The organism is Alicyclobacillus dauci, assembly GCF_026651605.1.
In the GTDB taxonomy this organism is placed as follows: Bacteria; Bacillota; Bacilli; order Alicyclobacillales; family Alicyclobacillaceae; genus Alicyclobacillus; species Alicyclobacillus dauci.
The window spans coordinates 3,107,268-3,130,939 of the sequence record NZ_CP104064.1; the positions used below are offsets into that span (position 1 = coordinate 3,107,268).

Sequence of the window (23,672 nt, forward strand, 5' to 3'; positions counted from 1 at the left end):
CCCAAGACACCCTGTTTTAGGGTACCCGTGCAGTTTCTTAATATAAATGGCACGCGACCTGGTGTTTCGGTCGAACTTCCTTCCACGTGGGCTTTTCCCGTTTACAAATGTCCATCGCCATTGGGCAACGTGTGTGGAACGGGCATCCGCTTGGCGGGTTTGCCGGGCTCGGCAGGTCACCTTGGAGGATGATCCGATCGCGCTTTACGTCCGGGTCAGGAACGGGGACGGCAGACAGCAACGCTTGCGTATATGGATGAAGCGGTTCGTTGAAGAGATCGTCACTTTCAGCCGATTCCGCCATGTGTCCGAGGTACATCACGAGAATGCGATCGCTAATATGGCGAACCACACTCAAATCGTGAGCGACAAAAATGTAAGTCAAATTGAAGTCTGACTGCAGATCTTCAAGGAGATTTAGAACCTGGCTCTGTACCGACACGTCAAGTGCTGCGACAGGTTCATCAAGAATAATGAGCTTCGGATTTACGGTCAAGGCACGCGCGATCCCGATACGTTGCCGTTGACCACCGGAAAATTCGTATGGATAGCGGTTTGCGTACTCTGGATCGAGTCCGACACGATCCAACAGGGAACGCACACGTTCCATTTGACTGCTCTTCGTACCGATGTTGTGAATTTGCATTGGTTCCATCAACGTCTGCGCGATGGTGTAGCGCGGGTTGAGTGACGCATATGGATCTTGGAATACAAGTTGCATTTCGCGGCGCATGGCGCGCATTTGGGATTTCGTTAATTTTGTAATTTCTTTGCCTTCAAAAAGGACTTTCCCAGCAGACGGTTCAATCAACCGCAGAACACTTCGGCCCATCGTCGACTTACCACATCCGGACTCCCCTACAACGCCGAGGGTTTCACCCTGTTGCAGCGAAAAGTCGACGCCGTCAACAGCGCGAACATTGCCGACAGTTTTACGGAACAGACCGCGCTTAATGGGAAAATATTTCTTCAGGCCTTCTACTTGCAAAAGTGGTGTAGTCTGCGCCATTTAGCGACCCCCCTCTTGTAGGAAACAACGTGATCTATGACCGTCTTCGACTTCGAACAAGTCGGGGTTGTGCGTGACACACTTGTCCATGGCAAATGGACAACGAGGTGCAAAGCGGCAGCCTTCCGGCATATTTCGAAGGGACGGTACATTGCCTTCGATAGGCTCCAGACGTTTTCTCTCGCCTGTCATCTTTGGAATGGAATTGAGCAGTCCACGTGTATATGGATGTTGCGGATTGTGGAAGATTTTCCGAACTGGCCCCTCTTCGACAACGCGGCCAGCATACATGACGGCAACTCTATCGCACATTTCTGCGACGACGCCGAGATCGTGTGTGATCAATAAAATAGAAGTCCCATTTTCCTTAGCCAGTTTCTTCATCAACTCAAGAATCTGAGCTTGAATCGTAACGTCCAGTGCCGTCGTCGGCTCGTCTGCGATCAAGAGCGTAGGATTACATGCCATAGCGATGGCAATCATCACGCGCTGACGCATGCCTCCGGACAGTTGGTGCGGATACTCGTCAACAATTTGCTCGGGACGGGGAATTCCGACCTTCTTCAGCATCTCGATAGCTTCCCGCTGAGCCTGACGCGGGGTCATGCCGCGGTGAAGAATCAATGTTTCACCAATCTGCCGCCCAATTTTGTGAACTGGATTGAGCGAAGTCATTGGCTCCTGAAAGATCATCCCGATCTCATTGCCGCGCACGCGACGCATCTGTGGCTCCGTGAGCTTTAATAGATCGCGGTCATTGTACACAATTTCACCGGTAACTTTTGTTGGATCTTTTAATAATCGCATAATGGACATCGAAGTTACGCTCTTACCACATCCAGACTCACCAACGAGTCCCAGCGTTTCACCCGCTCCGATGTGAAAGTTCACGCCTTGAACTGCCTTGTAGTATTTCTCGTCAATTTGAAATTGAATTTGCAAGTCCTTCACTTCGAGTACGTTCGACACAGCTTTCCCCTCTTTCCCTACAAAACACTTGATCGACCAGTCTAACACCCGGCCTAGCACTCCGGTTCTAGTCTATGGAAATATTAGAAAGGTCAAAAAGAAACTATGACTTTACATACGCTTAATAAAACGGCAAAAGGGTCACTCAAGTCAAGTAGAAGTATAACAAGTTTTCTTTAATTTCGTAACGGAGATTATTGGAACTGTAAGACGATGTCATTTTGCATTTCCTCAAATTGGTACGTATAGAGATTTTCTTGATCGGTCAATGTAGCCACATGGACAATAGACAAAAATTCCAGAACCGAATCACACGCGTTTGCCTCGTTGGGGTTACCCTGTGGTCCGCCACGTGGAATGTCGTAACGGCTAAACCACTATCAGACAGGAATTTGGATAACACTGCTATATACGCCTTTGGTAAGTCTTACGACTTAAGTCAGTACAATACACAGAAAGGTGCATTTCTCTTAACTGCCTACAACCTAGATAAACGTTCTACCGGAAAGTCACCAGGCGACCCAGGGTTCGGCATCACCGCCACCGGAACACTCGCGGAGACTGGGCGTACGGTTGCAGTTGACCCTCGAATTGTTCCATACGGGTCCCTGTTGTACATCGACGGTATCGGTTGGAGAGTGGCAGAAGACACTGGGGGTGCAATCCGAGGGCACCATATCGACGTGCTCGTTGACAGTCGACAAAAAGCCATGGTGTTTGGCGTAAAACGCGACTGCCAAGTGAAAGTGTTCATCCCCAATCGCACAAACTGGTCTGTTCGCGCAATACGAGACCAAAGCCAAGTCAGTTACAGATGAAAATACTGTACGATAGCTGACGAAAATGCAGGAAACATGGGCCCAAAACGTTCAACAGCCTCCCGTACTTCGTGTGGCTGTACATTGGCGTGATCACGGATAAAACGTGCTCGAAGAGGCATAATTTCACTGAATGACACGAACCAGTCATTTTCGAGGACATTTTCCTCCACGAGAACTTTTAAAATGTCGGCGTATCCGCCGGGATCGCGCATAACCAATGCATCAATGATAAGCGACCCAATATCGGTCGTATACTCAACGCTCGTATGAAGCGCGCGTTCTGCGGCCAAGCGCCACGTTAAGTCCAACTCCCAAGGGTCCTCCCTCTGTGCCAGGGTCAGCATCCACGAAACTCTCTCATCCAACCCCTTGAGCCATGCTCGAATTTGTTCTTTCTGCGCCTCCGTTACAAACATGCGCTTACTCCACTCCCTGCCTCTAAAACGTCCTTTACAAAGGGCCAGATGTCTTCGTACATGGTGTCTTTCATGATTGGGCTGATATCCTGACGATGTCTGGCATCGATTGGCTCAACGACGGGACGAAAAATACAGACGTCCATAATTTCGGACGCCTGAGGTCGCGCAGCGATGTCCAGAACGTCTGCCAGGTACACCCATTTTCGAACAGACTGTCGATGGTGAGATGTATCGAACTGATACTCAGCGACCCAATTCAACTTGCCGAGTGTGAGTCCGGCCTCCTCGAAGGCCTCTCTTCGTGCGGCTTCCTCCGGGCTCTCACCATGCTCCAACTTGCCGCCTGGCACTTCCCACCCGCGTGTGGGGTGGTGTACCCAGACGAGACCGCCAATCATAATAGGGAAAATGAGGACAGAATGTGGAAGTTCAGTCAGACGGCTTTGGTTCATGTGGAGGTCGTGCGCAGGCGACCAGATGTCCGTGTCCGATGCGTCCCGCATCGTTCACCACCACTTTCCGAAAAAAATCCCTATCACCAACCCGAGTAGACCACCTACAACAATTTCTCCAGGCTCATGACCGAGAATTTCTTTCAAACGTTCGCCTTCAAGTTGTTCCGCTGCAGCAGGCTCAGTGAGGGTGCGTTGAGAAAACTCCATCGCGATCCGGTTCAACAAAACTGCATGCTCACCCGCATGGCGGCGAATCCCACCGGCATCGTAAAGCACGATGGCGGCAAACACGACGGCCGTCGCAAAGACGGGCGATTGCGGTCCAACGACAAACCAGAGTGCAGTCGCAAGTGCGACAACCCCGGCAGCGTGTGAACTCGGCATGCCACCAGCGTCGATCACCTTATGGAAGTCCCACGAGCGTGTCTGGACAAAATGAACAGGGACTTTTAATGCTTGTGTGATAATAATTGCGCAAAGAGCGGCCATCAGTGGTGCATTGCTCCACAGGCCTTGCACAAAATGCGGAAAATCCGGCATGAATGCGTGCCCTCCCCAATAGGGCGGGCGCCTTGGCGGCGCCCATTTATCCACCGTTCACTTTACCATTGTTGAATATCCTTGACCACTGTACTGTCGAGACGTTTAACCAATTCCGTCACGAGACGTACACCATTTTCAAAATCGTCCTGGTGGAAAATGGCGTTGTGGCTGTGAATATACCTTGTTGCATAGCCAATGGCAACGCTCGGCACGCCTATCCCGTGCAGGTGGAATGCTCCCGCATCGGTGCCACCGCCTTGCAGGCTTTCGACTTGAACCGGAATTTTTGCGTCACTTGCCGTATCCAAGACAAAATCCCGGAAGCGGTTGTTCGGAATCATCGATCCGTCAAATATCATGAGCAGCGGGCCTTTCCCCACGTCAGCGAGATGTCCCCGCTCATCTTCACTTACACCTGGCGTATCACCCGCGATCCCGACGTCAAGGGCAATGGCAACATCCGGATCGACTTTGTGCACAAGCGTCCGTGCTCCACGGAGCCCGACTTCCTCTTGTGTCGTTGCCCCAGCATAGACGGTGTTCGGGTGTTTTTCACCTTGCAGATCGCGAAGGACCTCAAGTGCCGTAGCACAACCCAAGCGGTTGTCCAATGCTTTCGCAACAAACAGCTTCGAATTTGTCATTTGCGTAAATGGGCTCCACGGCACAATTGCGTCACCAGGCTTAACACCCATCTCTTCTGCTTCTTCTCGACTGAACGCGCCGATGTCAATAAACATATCCTTGATCTCGACCACTTCGTTGCGTTCTTTTGCTGGCAGGATGTGCGGTGGCTTAGAACCTGTTACACCGATGACGTCCCCTTTACGTGTCTGAACCACAACACGCTGAGAGAGCATCACTTGTGACCACCAACCGCCAATGGTTTGAAACTTGATAAATCCTTCCTTGGTGATGTTGGTGACCATAAAGCCGATTTCGTCCAAGTGGCCTGTAACCAGGACGCGCGGACCCTTTGCATCACCGGTCTTCACACCGACAATTCCGCCCGTATTGTCCCGCACAATGCTTTCGGACAAGGGTGTCAAATGCTGCTCATAGACTTTCCGAACGTTTGATTCGTAACCGGAAATGCCGTTCGCATCACACAATTCACGAATGACTTCAATTCGCGACTTCACGTTCATATCCCCCTAATCAGCAACTTCTGAAAACACAGAGCAACCCTATGGTACCACAACTGAATTTTCAATTCAGACAAGCCCGAAAGTCGTCTTCAACTGACGAGCCTGAACTGAATATCTTGTGAAGCGTAGCGACTCTAGAGGGGGCTTTGGAAATGGTTAAGATTGAGCCAATTTGGATAGATGGTTATGCCTTCACAACAACCCACGTTGCCCTGCCAAAGACAAACTTGCTAATGGTCAGCAACAGTGTCGGCTATGTCATGTGTGGCGCACTCGATGTGGGATTGCTGCGTGACAAACTCGCGAGCCGCGGCATCATCGCCGCGCGTGCGACCGGCGTCAAGACCATGGAGGAATTGATCCAGGGCAACGTCGAAAGCTGCACCCAGGAGGCCGAAGCCATCGGCATCACAGTCGGCATGTCCATGACAGATGCGTTGAAACGCATAGGAGAAGCGGAACGACGGGCGCTTCGCGGCGCAGAGTAAAGGCGTTCGCCTGAGGCGGGCGTGGAAGGCCGGCGACGGCACGCTGTGGAAGCACTGGTGTGCGGGGCTGGGAGGCGGCCCGGGGAAGGCGGCGGCCGCAGGGGCTAGCGCGGGGCGGCATGGGCGTGGGTGGCCGCGGGGCGGGCGGCGCTCTCGTGGGGCAGGCCGTGCTGCGACATGGGGGGAATCGGTGATCGGTTCTGAAGAAGACTGGCTTTCTACGGGGATTCAGCGTCCTATGTAAACTAGACAGTTGTTCATCTAAGGAACCAGCAGATTGTAATGGTATGCGATAAAGACTCACCTCGCCGATGAAGGTGGTCGGTGCGACAAGGCCGTGGTATTCCCTAGTTCTCTACTTTACGTCTTGGCACACGCGATTAACGAACGGGGAAACCTTAGTTTCCATCGGTCACGACTTCGGATTCGTGAAAATAGCGAGCTAAGGGCATCCGGTTCCGTTAGTCACTTGAAGGTGATTGAATTCGCTCAACAAAGGATCCATATTCCTCTATGCGACACGTCTTCATGGTTGAGGCTTTGGATATCCGACGAGCCATGAGAATTCCAAGAGGGTGGGTCGTTACCCAGACCGTGAAACGGGCATACAAGGAAAAATCCCTGTAACTCAAGTCCCCACCGGGAGCAGATAACACGCTCGGGCAACCCTCGTGTACCCGCACTCGTTCCAGCCTCCAGCCGCCAGCCAGCACCATGCCCGCGTGAGACCTCCACCGAACCCGTGCGCCTACCCCGCACCCACCAACGAAAAGGGGGCAGCACACAGAAACCTGTGTCCTGCCCCTTTTTATGCAAAGTTTCACTGGAACTATCGGCTGCGCATGTGTTCCAAACGAATTGCCCGTTTGTGGACCGTGTGCGACCAGTTGCGGTTCGCTTTTGTAAAGTACGCCTGCAGTGTCACTGGACCCCATGTCCAAAGGAAAAACGGCAAGATGGCCAACCCGAAATAGGCTCTCCAATTCACTCGCTCTAAGAGTAAAGCCAACGGCATCTGTAGGTATAGGAACAAATTGACACCGACCCAAAAATCAGTAGGCAATAGATGTGTGATGTGGGTGACAACAGTCTGCTTCGGTGTTGTGACTTGGAGCAACATCATGATGGATGTGAGAAAAAGGATTAAAAAGCGCATTGGCTGGAATAGGTAAATTCCGGCGTCCAACTTGACCAAATTGCGTTCCATGAGTCCCTGTCTCAACAGGGGGAACATGTGATGCTTGGCACAATGAAAGTGGCCCTGCATCCACCGCAGCCGTTGCCGGCAAGAGGCCAAGATTTCCGTTGGCTTTTCGTCGTAAACCTTCGCATCATGTGCCCAAATTGGAATGACGCCGCGTTCTACACAGCGAACCCCAAATTCAAGGTCTTCAGTTAAGCCGGTGGCTTCCCAGCCCATCTCTTGCAGCAGCTGATAATCAATGCACAGACCCGTACCGCCAAGGGAACAGGATAACTGTAGATTCTGCCGTGCTTTCTGCCACATTCGGTTACTAAACCAATAGGAGATGGCCATCGATACACTTACCCAACTGTCGAATGGGTTTTTGACCCCCAGATAACCTTGAATAACCTTGTGCCCTCGACACAGTTTGTCGTTCATGATGCGGAGGAATGCAGGTTCAACAAGGTTGTCGGCGTCGAACATAACGATGGCATCATATGGCTTTTGCGAAGCCTTAAACCGCTCCAGAATCGACTCGATAGCGAATCCCTTGCCCCTTTTCTCCTTGTCCGTTCGCTCATGCACGATGGCACCGTGATTGCGTCCGACGTCTGCCGTGTGATCCGTACAGTTATCTGCGATGAGATGCACATCAAACAGTTCAGCCGGATAATCTTGCGATTTGAGGCTGTCGAGGAGGGGGCCAACAACCCGTTCCTCGTTGTGACCAGGAATGACAACCGCAAATCGTTTGCGTGGTTCGTGAATAATTTTTTCCTTGCGGTGCCAAATGCCGAAAACGGACATGGCGATTTGATATACGCCAATTGCCCCAGTGAAAATTTGCATGATCACGTACACGACATTCAAAATACCGTGAAGTAGGGACATGCAGAACCCTCAACTTTCCCTATCAGTCTGATGCGTCGCATTCGACTGACGATTTTGTTCCTCGAACCACCACACCATTCTGGGGATAAAGTATACCCATGTCAACGACAAGTCCTGTCGAACGACGTTGACTCTGGATGGCGTTCACTTTTCTAGACAAATCGGTTACGATATCCAAAGTCTATCGGTTGGAGCCTCTGGTTTATGGGGGTACATTTAAAACGTAGACAGACCGTTAGACGTCGTGTTCCAAATATGTGCAAAACGAAATGGAGGATGAAATGTTGTCCGGCCTGAATGTCCTCATATCGCACCATGGGAATATAGCCATTTTCCTGCTGATGGCACTCGAAAGTACGTGCATTCCCATCCCATCTGAAGTTGTTATGCCGTTTGCGGGTTACCTTGCCTATGTACATACTTTAAGTTTTTGGCCGGTAGTTATTATCGGGACGATTGCAAATGTTGTGGGCGGATTGATCGCGTACGCGATCGGGCTTTACGGTGGTCGACCGTTCATTCAGCGGTTTGGTAAATACGTCCTGCTCAGCCCTCGTCACATGGATAAGGCCGAGCATTGGTTCCAGAAATATGGTGAAGTGACCGTCTTCTTCGGCCGCATGGTTCCGGCCGTAAGGACATTCGTTTCACTTCCTGCGGGTATCGCACGGATGCCTATCTGGCGATTTATCATTTTCTCAGCGCTCGGCTCCCTGCCGTGGAATTTCGCAATGGTTTATGCTGGATTTCAGCTTCATGCTCATTACGCTGTGATCGCTGAAAAGCTAAAACCGTTGACGTATGTCGGTGCAGCCATTCTTGTTATCGCTGTCTTATGGTTTTGGTTTAGTCGCCGAAAGGGGACTCAGTCCCGATCGTAGATAATGGACTTTACCCGAGTGGACATGGGGTCAGAACCACTTTCCAGCATTTCCTTCGGCAGAAACAACCGGTGCTCATGACTTGGGACAAGTGTTCGAATGAGTTTGGATACTTGGCTCAAGTCTGTAAATTCTCCTCGATTGTCAACCAGTGTAATACCCTGCCCAAGTACTTCGTATCCTGGAATATGTGAAACTCTCTCAGTGACGTAGTAGTCTGGATGAAATCCCATCGCTTTCGCAATCGTGCGCAAGGAAGCCCATTCGCTCACCGATGGCTTGTCTCGCACAACAGGAGCGAAAAGCTTGCGATTGAGAAACCTCGTCGCCAAGTCGGAGAGTATTTCGTCCTTGTCCTCGGACCAGAGGTGAAAAGCATAAATAAGTACGGACTCATCGAGGCGCAGATATGCCTCGACGGAACTGTCGCCGCCCGTCAAGACACTGAGGAGTGCCGGTGGCACTTGAATCTCGTGACCGAGTTCCAGTAAGTCGCGTACGCGGGTAATGATTTTCTCCACGAGTACATCGCTTCCCACTGTAACTGGGTGCAAATAAACCTGCACGTACATGAAGTATCGTGCCAGCAAGTACTGTTCAACCGTATGTAAACTCATGCGTTTCACGTATATGTGGCCATCTTGATATGTGAGGGAACGAACGAGACGTGTCAGTTCAAATTGACCATAGGACACACCAGTTGCCATTGCGTCGCGGAGCATGTAATCCATCCGATCAACATCTAACTGGCTGGAAACCAATGCCTCAATACAAGGAAACTTGCCATCCTTGTTCAATATCGAGACAAGGTCCTTTGCGAAATTGGAATCGACTTCATCAAGTATTGACCGAAGGGACGGATCCTCCATGATAATCCGCTTTGTCCAACGCTCGTGATGAACGCCCAGCACAGACTCAAATGTATGCGAGAACGGGCCATGACCCACATCGTGTAATAATGCTGCGGATAACGCCAATAGCGTGTCTCGTTCATCACTTGGCCATCCACATTCCCGTTCCAGGTGCAGAAGCACACGACGCATTGTTTCGTAAGCGCCAAGTGAGTGCGCAAACCGGGTGTGTTCAGCACCGTGAAACGTCATATAAGACGTTCCGAGCTGTCGGATCCGCCGCAAACGCTGGACGGCGGATGTGTTGACGAGTGACCAAATCAACGAGTGATCAAACAAAATCTCATCATGTACAGGATCTTTCAGTACCTTCTCAAACACTAGACATCACTCCCTGTAAAAAAAGCCTGTGGTCCTATCACCACAGGCTGTCACCGCTTTTCGAGTTAGTCGCATGACCCCGGTTCCCCAGCTTTCGTTGCTGTGCGAAAACTGGATCCACAACCGCACATGGACGACGCGTTGGGATTGTTAATTTTAAAGCCTTGTCCCGTTAGATCATCGATGAAATCGACTTCCGATCCGTCGATGAGTTCGAGACTTTCCGGATCGACAATTACTTTGACACCTTTTTGGGAAAAGACGTGATCGTTTGGCTTTTCGGCATCCAGTGCCATACCATAACTGTATCCCGTGCATCCGCCCAAACGGGTGTACAGACGCAAAGCCTCTTCGTCTGGACCGTTTTCACTGATCATTTCACGCAACTTGTCCGCTGCGGAGTCGGTGATTGTAATCATCGTGCATCCCCCGTTCGCTTAGAGGTTAGTCTTGCGCGTTCACAGCACATACCATGATGCGGAGAACACTGTGAACGTCAGACCGTACTTATAGTATACGAAAAACAGAACGCTTTCGCATATGGCGATGCGTCAACTCATTGTAGCTCGCGAACCTGCGCAATCACTTCATCGGCGTGACCATCCACTTTAACCTTCGGGAAAATGGCGGCGATTTTGCCGTCGCGATCGATCACGAAAGTCGTACGCTCAATGCCAATACTCGTCTTACCGTACATGTTCTTTTCTTTGAGAACGCCGTATGCCTCACAGATCTGGCTGTCTTCATCAACGATGAGGGGAAAGTTCAGCCCGTACTTTTCACGGAACTTCAGGTGAGACTTTGCCGAGTCTCTCGACACGCCGTAAATGTGTGCACCTGCATCGGCAAACTCGGACTTCATATCGCGAAAGGCACAAGCTTCCTTTGTACATCCCGGTGTGTCATCTTTCGGGTAAAAGTACAAGACGACAATCTGTCCAGCAAGTGCATCCAAGGATACCGATTGTCCATCTTGATCGATTGACTGAAACCGTGGAGCCATATCTCCCACTTGTAATTCCGCCATTTGTTCGTCCTCCTCAAGATTCGTTTCGAACGACTTTGATATAGCGAATTTCCGGATCATCCGGGCCTTGAACCGGCAGTCCAGCACGGAGATTCTCCTCGATATAATCGATACTCTCCTGTGTAACCACCTCACCCGGCAACAGGACGGGGATCCCCGGTGGATAAACCATGATCATCTCCGCCATGGTCCGCCCCACAGACTCGGAGAGTGCGACCACTTCCGTTTGAGCGTAGAAAGCGGACCTGGGCGACATCGTTAAGCTTGGCATTGGTGGCACCCGGACGACCACTTCCCGCTTCCCTTGGCGATCACGATAGGCATCCGCAATTTGCACCAATGCGCTCACGAGTGCATCGATGTCAGCCTGGGTGTCTCCCCACGAGACGATGCACAAAATATTGTATAAGTCGCTGAGTTCAACCTCTATATTGTAATTCTCACGAAGCATTCGTTCCACATCGTAGCCCGTGACGCCGAGATCCTTGACGGAAACCGTCAGTTTCGTCGGATCGAACGCGAAGGCTGCACTGCTGTTCAGACGAGACTCATCGAGACATGTCAGTCCCGGGATAGCGTTAATTCGAGCCCGCGCGGTCAGTGCTAGGTCAATGGCATACGAGATCCGATCGTGTCCGTTCTCCGCCAGTTCCTTCCTAGCAACGTCCAGCGATGCTAGCAAAAGATACGACGTGGACGTTGTCGTCAGCATACTCATGACCACCTGCACGTGCCTGGGGTCGATCATCCCTTCTCGCACGTTCAACACGCTGGATCCTGTCATCGATCCGCCTAATTTGTGGACGCTGGTCGCGGCCATGTCAGCTCCAGCTTGCATGGCGGACAGCGGCAGTGACGAATGAAACCCCGTATGAACACCGTGTGCTTCGTCAACGAGTACGGGCACACCGTAGCTGTGTGCAACATCCACAATGCGCGATAAATCTGCCGAGATTCCAAAGTACGTGGGATTGATCACCACCAACGCCCGTGCATCTGGGTTAGCTGCCAGTCCTTCCGCAACGCACTCAACTGACAGACCGTGTGAGATACCAAATTTACTGTCCACTTCAGGATGGAGAAAAATTGGACGCGCATCTGCCAAAATAATGGCCGTGAGAACCGATTTGTGTACGTTGCGCGGCACGAGAATTTTATCTCCAGGACCAACGGTCGCAAGGACCATCGCGATAATCGCTGTGCTGGTCCCTTGGACGGAAAAGTATGTGTAATCCGCACCAAATGCTTCCGCAGCCAACTCCTGAGCTCGTTTAATGGCACCAGTTGGGTGGTGCAGATCATCAAGTGGCGCAATGTTGATCAGATCCAGAGAAAGTGCTGCGTCGCCGACAAACGAACGGAAGCGATTTTCCATGCCCCGTCCGTGTTTATGTCCTGGAATATGAAACTGGATAGGCTTACGCTCTGCATGGCTCAACAGCGTATCGAATAACGGTGTCTCGTTTTGATTCAACGACTCAAATTCCTCCTGCCCGGTTTACGAGCCTACGACGAAAACGCCTGGCGAAACGAATCGGACGCGTTTTCCCACAAGTCCGGCCGTATTTTCTGTAAGTGTGCCCCCAATTTATTGACAACTTCTCGGGGAAGGCCCTGCACATCCACCTGGCCTCGTACCGCTTTATCCATTTGATTGACTTGTTCCGACAGTTTTTTGTACCCCATCTTTGTGCTGTCGTCAATCCATAAATCAAACGGCATCGCCCCAGCATAACCAAGACCGTTCTCTTGCCGCTTTAACGTGATCCAAAGTCCTTGAATGTGGCGGGCATCAGGAACCGCGCTTTGGTCGTCGACAAATTTAACGCCGACCTCTAATCGGCTCTTTGCGTGAATCGCACCGTTATCGATAAACACTTCATCTCCATCTAAAAACACCGCAGACAGACCCTTCATTTGGTCGTCCGTCTGATGTTTCGAAGTCCCTGTTAGGTTTAACTTCTGCAAGTCGATACACCTCTCTCTACACCTTCGTTCTAGCTTTATTCTAGCGTTCCAAATATGTACTGTCACACAACATGTCGGCTTTATGAATGAGACAAGAAAGAGTGGGTAAAGTAAGACCAAATTTCCCAGTGGGGTGAGGGAAGCAACATGTTTAAGCGCGTAGCCGCAGTCACGTTGGCCGCGATTTCTGGGGCCACTCTGTTAACGAGTCTATCGTTCGTGCCCAAGGCATCAGCGGCACAAACGATCTACAACACAAGCGAACCGTCTGTCATGCGCATCGCCATTCGTGAAAACAACGCGAGCGGCGAGCCAGATCCACGGGGACGTATCAATTATGTACAGGCAATTCCGTTTGGTGAGTATTGCAGGGACGTTCTCCCAAACGAGTGGTTTCCCTCGTGGAACCCAGAGTCTCTGAAAGCAGGTGCCATGGCCATCAAAATGTTCGGATGGTACCACCATCTGCACCCAGTGACGATTGATGGATTTACCTTTGACGTCGACAACACCACTAACTTTCAGCACTTTCGATACCTTTCCGGTCAACCGACAACAAACGCCGCATTTAATGCCATTGCAGGGCAAGCTTACGCGAAACCAAACGGCGAAATTATCGAGTTGAATTACCGAGCCGGTTACCGAGACGATCCCAACTGGCAGTACCGAAACGCCCAAAAAATGGCCCAATGGGGCAGCCAATACTGGGCAACTCGAGGCCAGACGTACTTGCAGATTTTGCAATTCTACTACGTTAATCGCGCGCTTTTAAAAACACAATAACGCAAGGAGTCACACGACTAATGAGACGTATCCCATCAATGAAAAGTGTGCTTTTGTGCGGTTTCGCTGCCGTCGTCTTGGTTCTATCCATTCCGACGAACCCACACGTCAAATCGACAAACCAGCCGTCATACGGCGCGATACCAACGCTCGGTCAAGCAGCTGTCACGGACGAATCAACGGATCATTCACCGGCCGCAGCCACAACAAACGGAACAAACGGTTACACGAAGCCAGTACCGAAACCGAAACCTGGGCCGCAACGCCCGAACAGTGCGGGAACACCCGGTGCAGTAAAACCAAGCCAGCCGGCCCCTGCACCGAATCAAGTGCAACCGGGTGCGCCAACGCCGAAGTCGACGAGTCCCTCTAATTCCACACAGAGCGGAACCCCATCCACCCAGCCTGCGGGACCTGAAAGCTGGGGCTACACCGGCAGAGCAAAGTTGTCCAAGCTGCGCGTCCGCGTCATCGATGGCCGTACCCAGCGACCGCTGTCCGGTGCGGAAGTCGTCGTGATCGAGACGGAAAAACGGTATAAAACGGATGCAACGGGCCACACTGAATGGTTCGAGGCGCCGGTCATTCGCAATCCCAAATACCGTCCCATGATCGCTGAATTACACGGCCAGCTAGGTGTCATCGTATACAAGAACGGGTACCGTGACTCGATTCACCTCGGCATCAGAATGCATGAGGGCATCTCACAGCAAGCAACCGTGTGGATGTATAAAATTGGGCCGCAAGACAGACGGATCGAGCCTGTCCTGTATCAGGAGCCTTATCATCACATTTGGCTTATTGAGCTGGCGGACAAATTCCGACAGAAGTCACAGATCGGTGAAGGGCCAGAACGTCCCTAACAGGAGGGCGTCTGGCCCTCCTTTTTGAAGGTACCTAGGTTACCTCAACTTGTGAACGAACGTAGAGATCCGATTCGCTGCTTCTCGCAGACGACTCTCCTCCGTCAGTAACCCCAGGCGAACGTAACCTTCACCGTGTGGGCCAAAACCGCGTCCTGGAGCAACCGCTACATGTCCTTCGACCAGAAGCCGTTCCGCAAACTCGATGGAACTAAGCTCTTTGGGAATAGGAAGCCAGCAAAAGAACGATCCCGCAGTTGCCGGCACGTCAAGTCCCCCATCTTCTGCAGCGCTTATAAATGCATTGCGGCGACGCTCATATGTCGCAACCAACGTCCCCACAGACGATTGGTCCGGCCCTAAAGCAGCAATGGCAGCCTCCTGAATTGCTGGGAAAATCGATACATAGTAGTGATCTTGAATGAGGTTTAATTGCTCGATGACTTCCGCGTTCCCCACGGCAAATGCCACACGCCAGCCCGCCATGTTGTACGTCTTACTGAGTGTGTAAATCTCGATCCCCGCCTCTTTGGCTCCAGGTCGTGCCAAGAACGACGGAGGCATCACGCCGTCGTAGCCAATGGCGCCGTACGCGAAGTCGTGCACAACCAGGACATTGTGGGCTGTTGCCCGTTCGATGACGGAGTCAAAGAATGCAGGTGTCGCACCCGCTCCTGTCGGGTTATTCGGATAGTTTAAGTACCAGATCTTCGACCTCGCCCACTCATCGTCCGTGAGGTCGTCCAGATCTGGGAGATAGTTGTTATCCGCCGTGATCGGCATCAATCTCGGCTCTCCACCGGCAAGTGCGATCCCGCTCATGTAATCTGGATAGCCCGGGTCTGGAACGAGCGCGAGGTCACCCTTCTCAAGATAAAGCTCTGCCACCTCAACAAGACCCGTCTTGCCACCCACAAGGACAGCCACTTCGCGTTGTGCATCCAACGCAACGCCATACGTGCGCCCATAAAAGTCTGCCACCGCTTGTTTCAAAGCTGGTAATCCACGAAACGGCGAATATTTGTGCGTCATCGGGTTGAGGACTGAACTTCTAAGCGCCTCCACAATGTGCGGTGGCGTGGGTAAATCAGGATTCCCCTGCCCAAGATTGATGACGTCGTGACCCTCAGCTTGAACCTCTGCCACTCGTCTTGTAAGCGATGCAAAAAACTGTGATGGCAACCGGGAAATTCGGTCTGCAACTGGAAATTTCACGTTCGTCTCTCCTCAGATCCAACATGCCAAACGAAAAACACTAGTTGAATCGCAGTTTACGCCGACGAAGGCCAATGCTCAAGACAATTCCTATCGCTACATAGTCAATCACCAACGACGTTCCACCGTAGCTGATGAATGGGAGGGTGATACCCGTCGACGGGCTTAAGTACATGTCCATGCCAATGTTCTCGAACACTTGAAACGAAATCATGCCGATAATGCCCACGACGATGTACGTTCCAAATGTGTCGCTGGCGCTCCCAGCGATTTTGACCAAGCGGTAAACGAGAATTAAAAACAGGAGAACGAGGACAGCTGAGCCCACAAAACCGAACTCTTCGCCGATGGCCGAAAAAATATAGTCCGTCCACTGGTTCGGAACCCAACCGCCTTTTGTTTCGATCCCGTTAAACAGCCCTTCACCAAACAATTGCCCACTGCCAATAGCGATTTGCGCCATGTGGACGTTATACCCTGCACCATTTGTGTCGTACGACGGATCGAGCCAAGTGAGAATACGATCCACTTGATACGACTTAAGGACATGGTGCTTGACCAACACGTTGTTGATAAAATCCGTCGATTGCACCGGAAACATCGTCGCAATCACACTAAACCCAATTACGACCACGCCGACCAAAATCATGATCACAGCAAAGTGGCTTCGTTTCGCAAATGCTGTGTACATCGTGAGGGCAATCGCAATCATGACCAGGGACTGACCGAGAGCAGGCTCTTTATAGATGAGAGCGAATGGAACGAGAAACATGAAGACGATGGGCCAAGTCTTACGAAACCTATAATCTGGAATTTCTTCTTCGTCGCGCGTCGCCATGAACGCTGCGACAGTTAGAATCATGGCGATTTTCGCCAATTCCGACGGTTGAAGCTGGATGACCTTCAGGTTGATCCAGGAGTGTGCTCCCTGATGTGCATGGAAACCAAACACGGCCACGAGCAGAACCATTGAGAACCCGTATATCCACCAGTGATATTTGCGTAAAGCACGATAATCAAACAGCATTGCGACAATCATGGCGACGATGCCAACGATTTCGTACATGATCTGCTTGGTGAGGATATGTCCGGGAATATTGCTGTTGGTCTGGCCGTAAGTGGCCGCATCGATTGCCACACAGGCGTAGACAGCCAATAACAACAAGACACCAAACACGGTGAAATCTAAATCACGAATGTTGCGACGTAACGTTTCCAATATTGCTGAACCTCCGCGTTTGATTGACTTTAAAGCTCATCATCCATGGCCGTGATGGCTGAGCGTTTGCTGTAGAACGTCCGGACAATCCGTGATAATGCCATCCACGCCAACGTCCAGCAAGGCACTCATGACCTTGGCGTCATTCACAGTCCACACGTGCACGTCTGCGCCCAATTCGTGAGCGCGCTTGACAAAATTTCGATTGACCAGCGTGTGTCCCCACACTTTATTCGGAACCTGTAATGCCACGTAGGGAACTTCCCACTTTGTAAAGGCTGTGCGAAGTTCCGAAAGTCGGAGTAAGAACTGTACGACTTCCCAAGTGGATGCACTCGTTGCAACTCTCTTACATCTCGATCTCGCCTCCACCAACGTTGCATGGTGGAATGAGGCGAGCACCACACGGTCGAATGCACCGTGTTCTTCGATAATCCGGAGAAAGGAACCAACTCGCGGCTCCTTGGGTTTCAAGTCCACATTTATTCTAATACCGGGGAACTGCCCTAACAATTCATTAAATGTTGGGATACGGATGCCCCGTCCTCGAAACGGATATGTACGACCGCCATCGGGGGTAAAGCGATAACCAAAGTCCAACCGTTGTAATTCCCGGTAGGTCATAGCCGCGATTTGACCTCTACCATTACTGACGTTGTCAACGACATCATCGTGACAGACGACCAACACACCATCCTTCGTCCAGTGGACATCCGTCTCTATCACATTGGCGCCCATTTTTATAGCCATGTCAAACGCAGGCCACGTATTTGCCGGGGCAGCCATGGATGCTCCACGGTGCGCCATCAATAAGAAATCATCGGAATCTGTGTACGGATGATGAGGCATCTGTACTCACGACCTCCCATTATAAACGACACTGGACAGTCTGTGCATTCGCCGCTACCTCCGGGATATGTGCCCCATAAGCTAGGCAGTGTCAAAGGAGGCGTATATCCATGGTTACGCATCGTAACGTTCGCAAATACCTAGGTCAGCACGTTCAATGTCACACGCCATTCGGTACATTTCAAGGCGTCGTCGTTCATCTCAGCAAACATCATATCATCCTCGGTAGTGTTGTGAGCCGTGAAGAAGCAATGGCTTCGTACCCCGAAGACGGGATGTACCGCTTTGGACCAATGGGCCCTGGCCCCGGCGGGCCAGTCGGTCCCGGCGGGCCCACACCGCCGCCCGGTGGAGGTGGAGGCTGGCACGTCGCAATTCCCATAGCGGCCATTCTCGGCATCACAGCAGTCGGTATGCATTGGTGGTAAGGCGGGCACAGCCCGCCTTCTCCATTTTCTGGACAGTGTGCCGTAAGGGAGGGAATCACGCCAAAATGTCGAAATAAAAAAGGACTGTCTGTAAAAGCAAGGGTGGTGTTTTTTTATGCGGACCGAACGGCATCAGCCGGATTACATTCTCATGATTGCGGTCCTCATGCTCACCGGAATCGGCATTGTCACTGTGTACTCAGCAAGTACCGTCATACAACTGCACAGCGGAAGCGCGGCAGACTATTACGCCGTTCGCCAACTGGGAGCAGCCATTTTCGGTCTCCTGTTGTTTGCCTTGACAACATACATGCCCTATCACATTTGGTACAAGCACGCACCAAAACTACTTTTGATCTCCACACTACTATTACTCGTCGTTCTCGTGCCAGGTGTTGGACACAGGGCACTTGGGGCAACTCGCTGGTTGGGAACGTCAAGTATCCATCTACAACCTTCGGCAGTGGCAGTTGTTGTCATTGTCATTTACCTGTCATTCCTGTTGACGAGAAAAATGACCGTCATACATGACTGGCGGCGCTCATTCAGACCGGCCATGATGGTCATCGTGATGATGACGATTCTCATCATCATCGAACCCGATATGGGTACGTCCATGGCGTTCTTTGCGACGGCTCTCGTCCTCCTCTTTGCCTCGGGAATACGCCTGCGTCCTATCATACTGACTCTCGTAGTGATGTTACCGGCTGCGTATCTCATGGCTCACCTCGCGTCATACCGAAAGGGACGCCTTGACGCGTTTATGCATCCGTTCAGCAATGCATCGCGATCCGGTGGCGGCTATCAGTTGGTCGAAGGGCTGACCGGTATCGTCAACGGCGGATTGACAGGACGAGGATTCGACTTGAGCGTCATGGCGACGGGCTATCTCCCTGAATCTTACACAGACTTCATCTTCGCAGTGTTTACGGAACAGTGGGGATGGCTTGGCGATGCTGGCCTGCTGGCCATTTTCGCCGTTCTCGTCTGGCGCGGATTTCGAATTGCACGATATGCACCCAGTCGGTTCGGTGCGCTTATGGCCATTGGCCTGACAAGCACCATCGTCATCCAAGCGGCCATCAACCTCGGCGCGGTAACGTGGCTCATCCCCGTGACTGGGATTCCCTTGCCGTTCATCAGCTACGGTGGAACGGCCATCGTCATCAATTTGTTTTCCATGGGAATCCTCATGAGCATATCACGGGAAACAGGCGATACAGTTACTGATGTGGATTCCCTTGCGGATGTGGTTTCCGTGGAACAGTTCCGCGCAGAACGTAGTTCCGTCGGCGGATCGGCATCCATTCCAGGCACGGGACGTCCCGCTAAGGTTGCCAGTTTGACGAGACACCGCGCCGGATCGTGGCAAAACGAGCGCAAGCGCGAACAAACCCGCAAGACAGACAACCGTCGGAACATTTCACTCACGTGGAAAGCACAGCAAAACAAACCCGTGTCAGGCAACAATCGCAAAAATGCTCGCAACAACGATTACCGGAACAATCGATAGAGGAGCGATGTTCATATGCCCAGTACGCTGTATCCCACCCCCGTAAAAATGAATGACGACGTCTGGCAAATCGACCTGCTCGAACAAAACATCCCCTACCGCACTGGGGCTTACGTCATCGTCGATGAACGTCCCACGCTCGTGGAAACCGGTGCAGCCAACTCGCACGAGGTTCTCATCGCGGGCCTCGATACCATTGGCCTGTCACCAAAAGACCTGGCCTATGTCATTGTCACGCATGTCCATCTCGATCACGCCGGCGGCGCCGGACAAATGATGTCCGCTGCACCCCAGGCGAAACTCGTCGTGCATCCGCGCGGCGCCAGACACATGGCCGATCCGTCGAAGCTCTGGGCCGGAGCACAAGCAGTTTACGGTGATCGGACGGAAGATCTGTTCGGTGCCGTTCAGCCCGTTCCGGAAGAGAACATTCTCATCCGGGATCACGAATCGACCCTGAACATTGGCAAACGTACTCTCACGTTCTTTGACTCACCTGGTCATGCAAAACATCACTTCACGATTCTCGATCCCGTGAGCAACGCCCTCTATGCCGGCGACGCGGCCGGCATCCTGTACCCAACGGAATTCACGGGGTACGGATACGATTTCATCATGCCGACCACGTCACCCGTCGATTTCGATCCCGCTGCCGTCCACAACACCATGGACATGCTCCGCAAACTCCCATTTGAGTGGGTGTATCATACACACTTTGGAAAATCTGCGAAAGACGAAGCCATCAAACATACAGAGCGATTGGCGGACGCTTTTGCCACCCTCATCGCCGACGTATATCAAGAAGGCGTGGAGCTTCAGACAGTGATCGCGGCGCTTCGTCAGCTCGTCGAGAACGATTTGCGTGCCCAAGGACGCACCCCAGAGAAAATTGAAGCATTAGACATCGATATCGTCCTCGATTCAATGGGTCTCTTGTACTACGAGGAAAAACCCGAAAGGACATGTCGAAGTAAGATCAGTGCACTGTTGCACGCTGTCGGCCGGATGTATGCTTGCGCTTTGAGCAAATGCGTACATCCGGCTTGCTTTTACTTCGATGATTTGGACTGTGCCTCGGTGGATAATGGTGAGGATGCCGTGAGCCCGATGGACGGATGGGATATGGGCGTTAGGTCGGTGCCCCGGAGGTCCAATGATGAGGGCATGGAATATTCTTTTGGGGATGCCCCCCTTCGTTTTTGTTTGGCAGCCGTTGGGGCACCCCCAAAGCACCAGCAGTGCTTCTCAAGATGCCCCGTCTGTTTCACATCGCTAGACAAGCCAACAGCGTGTCCATTCTCCCCGCGGCCTTCATTGTGAGCCCAGTGGGAACCTCGCCCGGACGGGGTAACTCAATTGTCCGTCGATGCGAAGGGATTCGAAGAGGCATAAATCGGGAATCGTGGTCTTCATTGCCGCCGGGGCTGCTAGCTTGTCTACGTCGACTTGGGCCCTGAGCTTGCGGGCCATTGTGATGTGCGGCTTGTAGTGCTTCTCGTCCAAGTCAAGCGACATACGGGAAAGGACTTCCTTCTTGACGCTTTCATGCAAATGGACGAGTTTCTCCCAATCCGTATCGTTCCGACGCAGGCCCAACCAGAAAACTTTGTTGCGCGAGAATTGTCCGTAATCACCACTCGTCAAACGAATGGGACTGGATGATGTCGCGGCCGCTTGGCCGGCATCTACGATAAGCGGCAGTTGTTCCTCTGGAACGAGTCCAAGAAACAGCACCGTGATATGTAACAGCGATGGATTGCTCCATGCACTCGCGTCGACGTGGTGTGTTTGCAAAGTCGACTGCAGGTGGCGAAGATTCTCCTTCCAATCGTCCGGCAATTCTAGTCCGAAAAATAACCTACGCACGCGACTCTTCCTCACCGAGCGTGATTCGACGGTATGCCCCCTCGTGGTATCCCACAAAGACATCGTCACCCGTTACAAGAATCGGTCGCTTGATCAGTTTCCCATCTTGGGACAACTCGCGAATCCACTCATCGTCAGTAAATTTAGCCGACTTCAGGTCGCGCTCCCGGTACACCGTACCTTTGACGTTAACGAAATCAAACACGGGACGATGGGATTTTTCCACCCACTCACGGATCGTTGCTTCGCTGGGTGGATTCTCAACCATATCGTGAAATTCGACCTCTCCCCCGTTTTCCTGAAGTGTCTTCAACGCCTGGCGGCAAGTCGAACAGCGACGATAACCGTATAACTTCACTTGATGACCCTCTTTCCTTCAACTACAAGAAAATCAGCTCAAAAACGACATCAGAGCTCAAAACGATGTGTGTCGCACAAGCACGGAAACGAGCTCCTCAAGACCTGCCTGGTCCTCCGCGTCAAATCGAGCTTGTACGGGGCTGTCAATGTCCAGCACGCCGATAAGCCTGCCCTCGATGACGATGGGGACGACGATTTCCGATCTCGATGCCGGATCGCAGGCAATATGTCCTGGGAAGGCGAACACGTCCTCGACGACGGTCGTTCGTCGGTCTCGAGCCGCCGCCCCGCATACGCCTTTGCCAAACGGAATGCGGATACAAGCAGGTTTTCCTTGAAATGGTCCCAATATCAGTTGGTTGTCAGATTCACTCCACAGATAGAATCCCACCCAATTGATATCCTTCAAATACAATCCCAAGAGGGACGACATATTGCTCAGGTTGGCGATGGCGTTTGGCTCGCCTTCCAGCAAATGTTCCAACTGAGAATGAAGTGCTCGGTAGAACTCCTTCTTATTGTTTGCCTCTATCGTTGATTCTGTAAACACGAAAGTGTGCCCTCCATCCATGTCCGTCTCGCTTGATTATAGTATAATCCACATGAATGCCAATCGCCCTAAGTGAGGAGCTGACGTGTCTTGTCGAAGTGTCCCCAACGCGGTGAACTTCCCGCAGTCGCCACATTTTCCATTGTTGGCTGTGACATGGAAACGGGCGAAGTGGGCGTCGCCGTTCAATCTAAGTTTCTCGCGGTCGGTTCCGTCGTACCCTGGGTCCAATCCGGGGCTGGAGCCATCGCAACACAAAGCTGGGCAAATACAAGTTACGGCCCCAAGGGCCTTGAACTTCTTCGCTCCGGAATGCATCCTCAAGCGGTCATTGATAAGCTGGTTGCAGACGACCCAGATCCGGATGCGCGGCAAATCGGCATCGTCGACATGTCGGGTCGGAGTGCAACGTACACCGGCAAAGCGTGTTTTGACTACGCAGGCGGTGTCGCAGGACCAGGATTCGCAGCGCAAGGCAATTTCTTAGCTTCCTCAGCCGTCGTAAATGGGCTTGTGAAGGGATTTCAAACGGAGGGAGTGCTGGCGGATCGATTATTGAGCGCGCTCAAGCTGGCACAAGCAGCCGGTGGTGACAGGCGTGGCATGCAATCTGCGGCACTCTACATTGCAAAGGTAAGCGGTGGCTACGGTGGATTCAATGACAGACTCGTAGACCTGCGAGTTGACGAGCACACGTCTCCAATCGACGAACTGACGCGTTTATTACACTTGCAGAGATTGTATTTCGGGCGGACTGCGGAGGGAGATCGAATTCCTCTCCGGGGCGATACGTTGTCGGAAGTTCGCGATTTACTTTCCACCCTCGGGTATCACCCAGGTACGGGTAGTGGATATGACGACGAAACGAAGAAGGAATTACAGGAATACTTCCTAACGGAAAACTTTGATGACAGATGGACCGAGGAATCGACCATTGATCGCATGGTACTCGAATTCATGCGCAACCAGGCGAAAGCGTAAATTCACAT

At 52.0% G+C, this 23,672-nt stretch carries 27 protein-coding genes; 9 read left to right on the top strand and 18 right to left on the bottom strand.

Going from position 1 to position 23,672, the window contains the following annotated elements; genetic code table 11:
• Window positions 1-37: 37 nt before the first annotated feature.
• On the bottom strand, window positions 38-1,009 hold the full coding sequence (locus tag NZD86_RS15765; RefSeq protein ID WP_268043004.1) for an ABC transporter ATP-binding protein: 972 nt from the start codon (window positions 1,007-1,009) through the stop codon (window positions 38-40).
• Window positions 1,010-1,978, bottom strand: coding sequence for an ABC transporter ATP-binding protein (locus NZD86_RS15770; RefSeq protein ID WP_268043005.1), 969 nt, complete (start codon window positions 1,976-1,978; stop codon window positions 1,010-1,012). It lies immediately after the preceding gene.
• Window positions 1,979-2,256: 278 nt separating this feature from the next.
• Here NZD86_RS15770 and NZD86_RS15775 point away from each other — a divergent pair, with 278 nt between their 5' ends.
• On the top strand, window positions 2,257-2,796 hold the full coding sequence (locus tag NZD86_RS15775) for a 3D domain-containing protein (protein ID WP_268043006.1): 540 nt from the start codon (window positions 2,257-2,259) through the stop codon (window positions 2,794-2,796).
• Here the strand turns inward: NZD86_RS15775 and NZD86_RS15780 are convergent.
• From NZD86_RS15780 to NZD86_RS15795, 4 genes are all read right to left on the bottom strand, one after another.
• A complete protein-coding gene (locus tag NZD86_RS15780) occupies window positions 2,787-3,215 on the bottom strand; it encodes a DUF86 domain-containing protein (protein WP_268043007.1) in 429 nt (142 codons plus the stop codon). The two genes, NZD86_RS15775 and NZD86_RS15780, sit on opposite strands and share 10 nt — an antisense overlap.
• Window positions 3,206-3,721, bottom strand: a complete 516-nt coding sequence (locus NZD86_RS15785; protein ID WP_326492575.1) for an NUDIX domain-containing protein — start codon at window positions 3,719-3,721, stop codon at window positions 3,206-3,208. Before NZD86_RS15785 ends, NZD86_RS15780 begins: the two co-directional genes overlap by 10 nt.
• 3 nt (window positions 3,722-3,724) lie before the next feature.
• Window positions 3,725-4,213 (bottom strand): divergent PAP2 family protein, encoded by a 489-nt coding sequence (locus tag NZD86_RS15790; protein ID WP_268043008.1) that lies wholly within the window; start codon window positions 4,211-4,213, stop codon window positions 3,725-3,727.
• A gap of 62 nt (window positions 4,214-4,275) precedes the next feature.
• Window positions 4,276-5,364: a M42 family metallopeptidase gene (locus tag NZD86_RS15795; RefSeq protein ID WP_407655176.1), complete on the bottom strand. Its 1,089-nt coding sequence runs from the start codon at window positions 5,362-5,364 to the stop codon at window positions 4,276-4,278.
• A gap of 152 nt (window positions 5,365-5,516) precedes the next feature.
• Here NZD86_RS15795 and NZD86_RS15800 point away from each other — a divergent pair, with 152 nt between their 5' ends.
• Window positions 5,517-5,852, top strand: a complete 336-nt coding sequence (locus NZD86_RS15800; RefSeq protein ID WP_268043010.1) for a YunC family protein — start codon at window positions 5,517-5,519, stop codon at window positions 5,850-5,852.
• Window positions 5,853-6,681: 829 nt separating this feature from the next.
• On the opposite strand, the gene NZD86_RS15805 is transcribed toward NZD86_RS15800, so the two are convergent.
• Window positions 6,682-7,929 (bottom strand): glycosyltransferase family 2 protein, encoded by a 1,248-nt coding sequence (locus NZD86_RS15805; protein WP_268043011.1) that lies wholly within the window; start codon window positions 7,927-7,929, stop codon window positions 6,682-6,684.
• Between the two features lie 257 nt (window positions 7,930-8,186).
• Between NZD86_RS15805 and NZD86_RS15810 the strand changes: the two genes are divergently transcribed.
• A complete protein-coding gene (locus NZD86_RS15810; RefSeq protein WP_268043012.1) occupies window positions 8,187-8,810 on the top strand; it encodes a DedA family protein in 624 nt (207 codons plus the stop codon).
• On the opposite strand, the gene NZD86_RS15815 is transcribed toward NZD86_RS15810, so the two are convergent.
• From NZD86_RS15815 to NZD86_RS15835, 5 genes are all read right to left on the bottom strand, one after another.
• Window positions 8,795-10,042 (bottom strand): HD domain-containing protein, encoded by a 1,248-nt coding sequence (locus NZD86_RS15815; protein WP_268043013.1) that lies wholly within the window; start codon window positions 10,040-10,042, stop codon window positions 8,795-8,797. The genes NZD86_RS15810 and NZD86_RS15815 overlap by 16 nt on opposite strands.
• Before the next feature lie 65 nt (window positions 10,043-10,107).
• Window positions 10,108-10,461, bottom strand: coding sequence for a HesB/IscA family protein (locus NZD86_RS15820; protein ID WP_268043014.1), 354 nt, complete (start codon window positions 10,459-10,461; stop codon window positions 10,108-10,110).
• Window positions 10,462-10,598: 137 nt separating this feature from the next.
• A complete protein-coding gene (bcp, locus tag NZD86_RS15825) occupies window positions 10,599-11,069 on the bottom strand; it encodes a thioredoxin-dependent thiol peroxidase (RefSeq protein WP_268043015.1) in 471 nt (156 codons plus the stop codon).
• Between the two features lie 13 nt (window positions 11,070-11,082).
• Window positions 11,083-12,543, bottom strand: a complete 1,461-nt coding sequence (locus NZD86_RS15830) for an aminotransferase class I/II-fold pyridoxal phosphate-dependent enzyme (RefSeq protein WP_268043016.1) — start codon at window positions 12,541-12,543, stop codon at window positions 11,083-11,085.
• A gap of 32 nt (window positions 12,544-12,575) precedes the next feature.
• Complete coding sequence (locus tag NZD86_RS15835) at window positions 12,576-13,037, bottom strand: YwhD family protein (protein WP_268043017.1); 462 nt, start codon at window positions 13,035-13,037, stop codon at window positions 12,576-12,578.
• 147 nt (window positions 13,038-13,184) lie between these two features.
• On the opposite strand from NZD86_RS15835, the gene NZD86_RS15840 reads away from it, so the two are divergent.
• Together NZD86_RS15840 and NZD86_RS15845 are read left to right on the top strand one after the other, a co-directional pair.
• On the top strand, window positions 13,185-13,820 hold the full coding sequence (locus NZD86_RS15840) for a SpoIID/LytB domain-containing protein (protein ID WP_268043018.1): 636 nt from the start codon (window positions 13,185-13,187) through the stop codon (window positions 13,818-13,820).
• Between the two features lie 20 nt (window positions 13,821-13,840).
• On the top strand, window positions 13,841-14,683 hold the full coding sequence (locus NZD86_RS15845) for a hypothetical protein (protein ID WP_268043019.1): 843 nt from the start codon (window positions 13,841-13,843) through the stop codon (window positions 14,681-14,683).
• A gap of 39 nt (window positions 14,684-14,722) precedes the next feature.
• On the opposite strand, the gene NZD86_RS15850 is transcribed toward NZD86_RS15845, so the two are convergent.
• Genes NZD86_RS15850 through NZD86_RS15860 form a run of 3 tightly spaced genes read right to left on the bottom strand, consistent with a single transcriptional unit; the run spans window position 14,723 to window position 17,966 of the window.
• On the bottom strand, window positions 14,723-15,898 hold the full coding sequence (locus NZD86_RS15850) for an aminotransferase class I/II-fold pyridoxal phosphate-dependent enzyme (RefSeq protein WP_268043020.1): 1,176 nt from the start codon (window positions 15,896-15,898) through the stop codon (window positions 14,723-14,725).
• A 40-nt stretch (window positions 15,899-15,938) separates the two neighbouring features.
• Window positions 15,939-17,117 carry an FtsW/RodA/SpoVE family cell cycle protein gene (locus NZD86_RS15855; protein WP_268043021.1) on the bottom strand — a complete coding sequence of 393 codons (1,179 nt, stop codon included), beginning with the start codon at window positions 17,115-17,117 and terminating at the stop codon, window positions 15,939-15,941.
• Window positions 17,118-17,156: 39 nt separating this feature from the next.
• Entirely contained in the window at window positions 17,157-17,966 is an 810-nt protein-coding gene (locus NZD86_RS15860; RefSeq protein WP_268043022.1) for a glycerophosphodiester phosphodiesterase family protein, read from the bottom strand.
• A 110-nt stretch (window positions 17,967-18,076) separates the two neighbouring features.
• On the opposite strand from NZD86_RS15860, the gene NZD86_RS15865 reads away from it, so the two are divergent.
• The 3 genes from NZD86_RS15865 to NZD86_RS15875 all read left to right on the top strand — a co-directional run bounded on the left by NZD86_RS15865 (window position 18,077) and on the right by NZD86_RS15875 (window position 21,227).
• Window positions 18,077-18,394 carry a hypothetical protein gene (locus NZD86_RS15865; RefSeq protein ID WP_268043023.1) on the top strand — a complete coding sequence of 106 codons (318 nt, stop codon included), beginning with the start codon at window positions 18,077-18,079 and terminating at the stop codon, window positions 18,392-18,394.
• A 115-nt stretch (window positions 18,395-18,509) separates the two neighbouring features.
• Window positions 18,510-19,907 (top strand): FtsW/RodA/SpoVE family cell cycle protein, encoded by a 1,398-nt coding sequence (locus NZD86_RS15870; RefSeq protein WP_268043024.1) that lies wholly within the window; start codon window positions 18,510-18,512, stop codon window positions 19,905-19,907.
• A 15-nt stretch (window positions 19,908-19,922) separates the two neighbouring features.
• On the top strand, window positions 19,923-21,227 hold the full coding sequence (locus NZD86_RS15875; protein WP_268043025.1) for an MBL fold metallo-hydrolase: 1,305 nt from the start codon (window positions 19,923-19,925) through the stop codon (window positions 21,225-21,227).
• On the opposite strand, the gene thpR is transcribed toward NZD86_RS15875, so the two are convergent.
• From thpR to NZD86_RS15890, 3 genes are read right to left on the bottom strand one after another with little or no spacing between them, the layout of a single operon-like run.
• Window positions 21,219-21,773 carry an RNA 2',3'-cyclic phosphodiesterase gene (gene thpR / locus NZD86_RS15880; RefSeq protein ID WP_268043026.1) on the bottom strand — a complete coding sequence of 185 codons (555 nt, stop codon included), beginning with the start codon at window positions 21,771-21,773 and terminating at the stop codon, window positions 21,219-21,221. The two genes, NZD86_RS15875 and thpR, sit on opposite strands and share 9 nt — an antisense overlap.
• Window positions 21,766-22,131: an arsenate reductase family protein gene (locus NZD86_RS15885; protein WP_268043027.1), complete on the bottom strand. Its 366-nt coding sequence runs from the start codon at window positions 22,129-22,131 to the stop codon at window positions 21,766-21,768. The genes thpR and NZD86_RS15885 overlap by 8 nt, the downstream gene beginning before the upstream one ends.
• Window positions 22,132-22,188: 57 nt before the next feature.
• Window positions 22,189-22,683 (bottom strand): GAF domain-containing protein, encoded by a 495-nt coding sequence (locus NZD86_RS15890; RefSeq protein ID WP_326492576.1) that lies wholly within the window; start codon window positions 22,681-22,683, stop codon window positions 22,189-22,191.
• A gap of 90 nt (window positions 22,684-22,773) precedes the next feature.
• On the opposite strand from NZD86_RS15890, the gene NZD86_RS15895 reads away from it, so the two are divergent.
• Window positions 22,774-23,664 (top strand): DUF1028 domain-containing protein, encoded by an 891-nt coding sequence (locus tag NZD86_RS15895; protein WP_268043028.1) that lies wholly within the window; start codon window positions 22,774-22,776, stop codon window positions 23,662-23,664.
• Window positions 23,665-23,672: the final 8 nt, after the last annotated feature.

Bases quoted from the DNA above. Each gene is read 5' to 3' on its own strand.
- NZD86_RS15840 (WP_268043018.1), top strand. From the start codon at position 13,185: ATGTTTAAGCGCGTAGCCGCAGTCACGTTGGCCGCGATTTCTGGGGCC.
- NZD86_RS15820 (WP_268043014.1), bottom strand. From the start codon at position 10,461: ATGATTACAATCACCGACTCCGCAGCGGACAAGTTGCGTGAAATGATC.
- NZD86_RS15865 (WP_268043023.1), top strand. From the start codon at position 18,077: ATGGTTACGCATCGTAACGTTCGCAAATACCTAGGTCAGCACGTTCAA.
- NZD86_RS15860 (WP_268043022.1), bottom strand. From the start codon at position 17,966: ATGCCTCATCATCCGTACACAGATTCCGATGATTTCTTATTGATGGCG.
- NZD86_RS15780 (WP_268043007.1), bottom strand. From the start codon at position 3,215: ATGTTTGTAACGGAGGCGCAGAAAGAACAAATTCGAGCATGGCTCAAG.
- NZD86_RS15795 (WP_407655176.1), bottom strand. From the start codon at position 5,364: ATGAACGTGAAGTCGCGAATTGAAGTCATTCGTGAATTGTGTGATGCG.
- bcp (WP_268043015.1), bottom strand. From the start codon at position 11,069: ATGGCGGAATTACAAGTGGGAGATATGGCTCCACGGTTTCAGTCAATC.
- NZD86_RS15775 (WP_268043006.1), top strand. From the start codon at position 2,257: ATGGACAATAGACAAAAATTCCAGAACCGAATCACACGCGTTTGCCTC.
- NZD86_RS15875 (WP_268043025.1), top strand. From the start codon at position 19,923: ATGCCCAGTACGCTGTATCCCACCCCCGTAAAAATGAATGACGACGTC.
- NZD86_RS15790 (WP_268043008.1), bottom strand. From the start codon at position 4,213: ATGCCGGATTTTCCGCATTTTGTGCAAGGCCTGTGGAGCAATGCACCA.
- NZD86_RS15800 (WP_268043010.1), top strand. From the start codon at position 5,517: ATGGTTAAGATTGAGCCAATTTGGATAGATGGTTATGCCTTCACAACA.
- NZD86_RS15805 (WP_268043011.1), bottom strand. From the start codon at position 7,929: ATGTCCCTACTTCACGGTATTTTGAATGTCGTGTACGTGATCATGCAA.
- NZD86_RS15765 (WP_268043004.1), bottom strand. From the start codon at position 1,009: ATGGCGCAGACTACACCACTTTTGCAAGTAGAAGGCCTGAAGAAATAT.
- NZD86_RS15785 (WP_326492575.1), bottom strand. From the start codon at position 3,721: ATGCGGGACGCATCGGACACGGACATCTGGTCGCCTGCGCACGACCTC.
- NZD86_RS15845 (WP_268043019.1), top strand. From the start codon at position 13,841: ATGAGACGTATCCCATCAATGAAAAGTGTGCTTTTGTGCGGTTTCGCT.
- NZD86_RS15870 (WP_268043024.1), top strand. From the start codon at position 18,510: ATGCGGACCGAACGGCATCAGCCGGATTACATTCTCATGATTGCGGTC.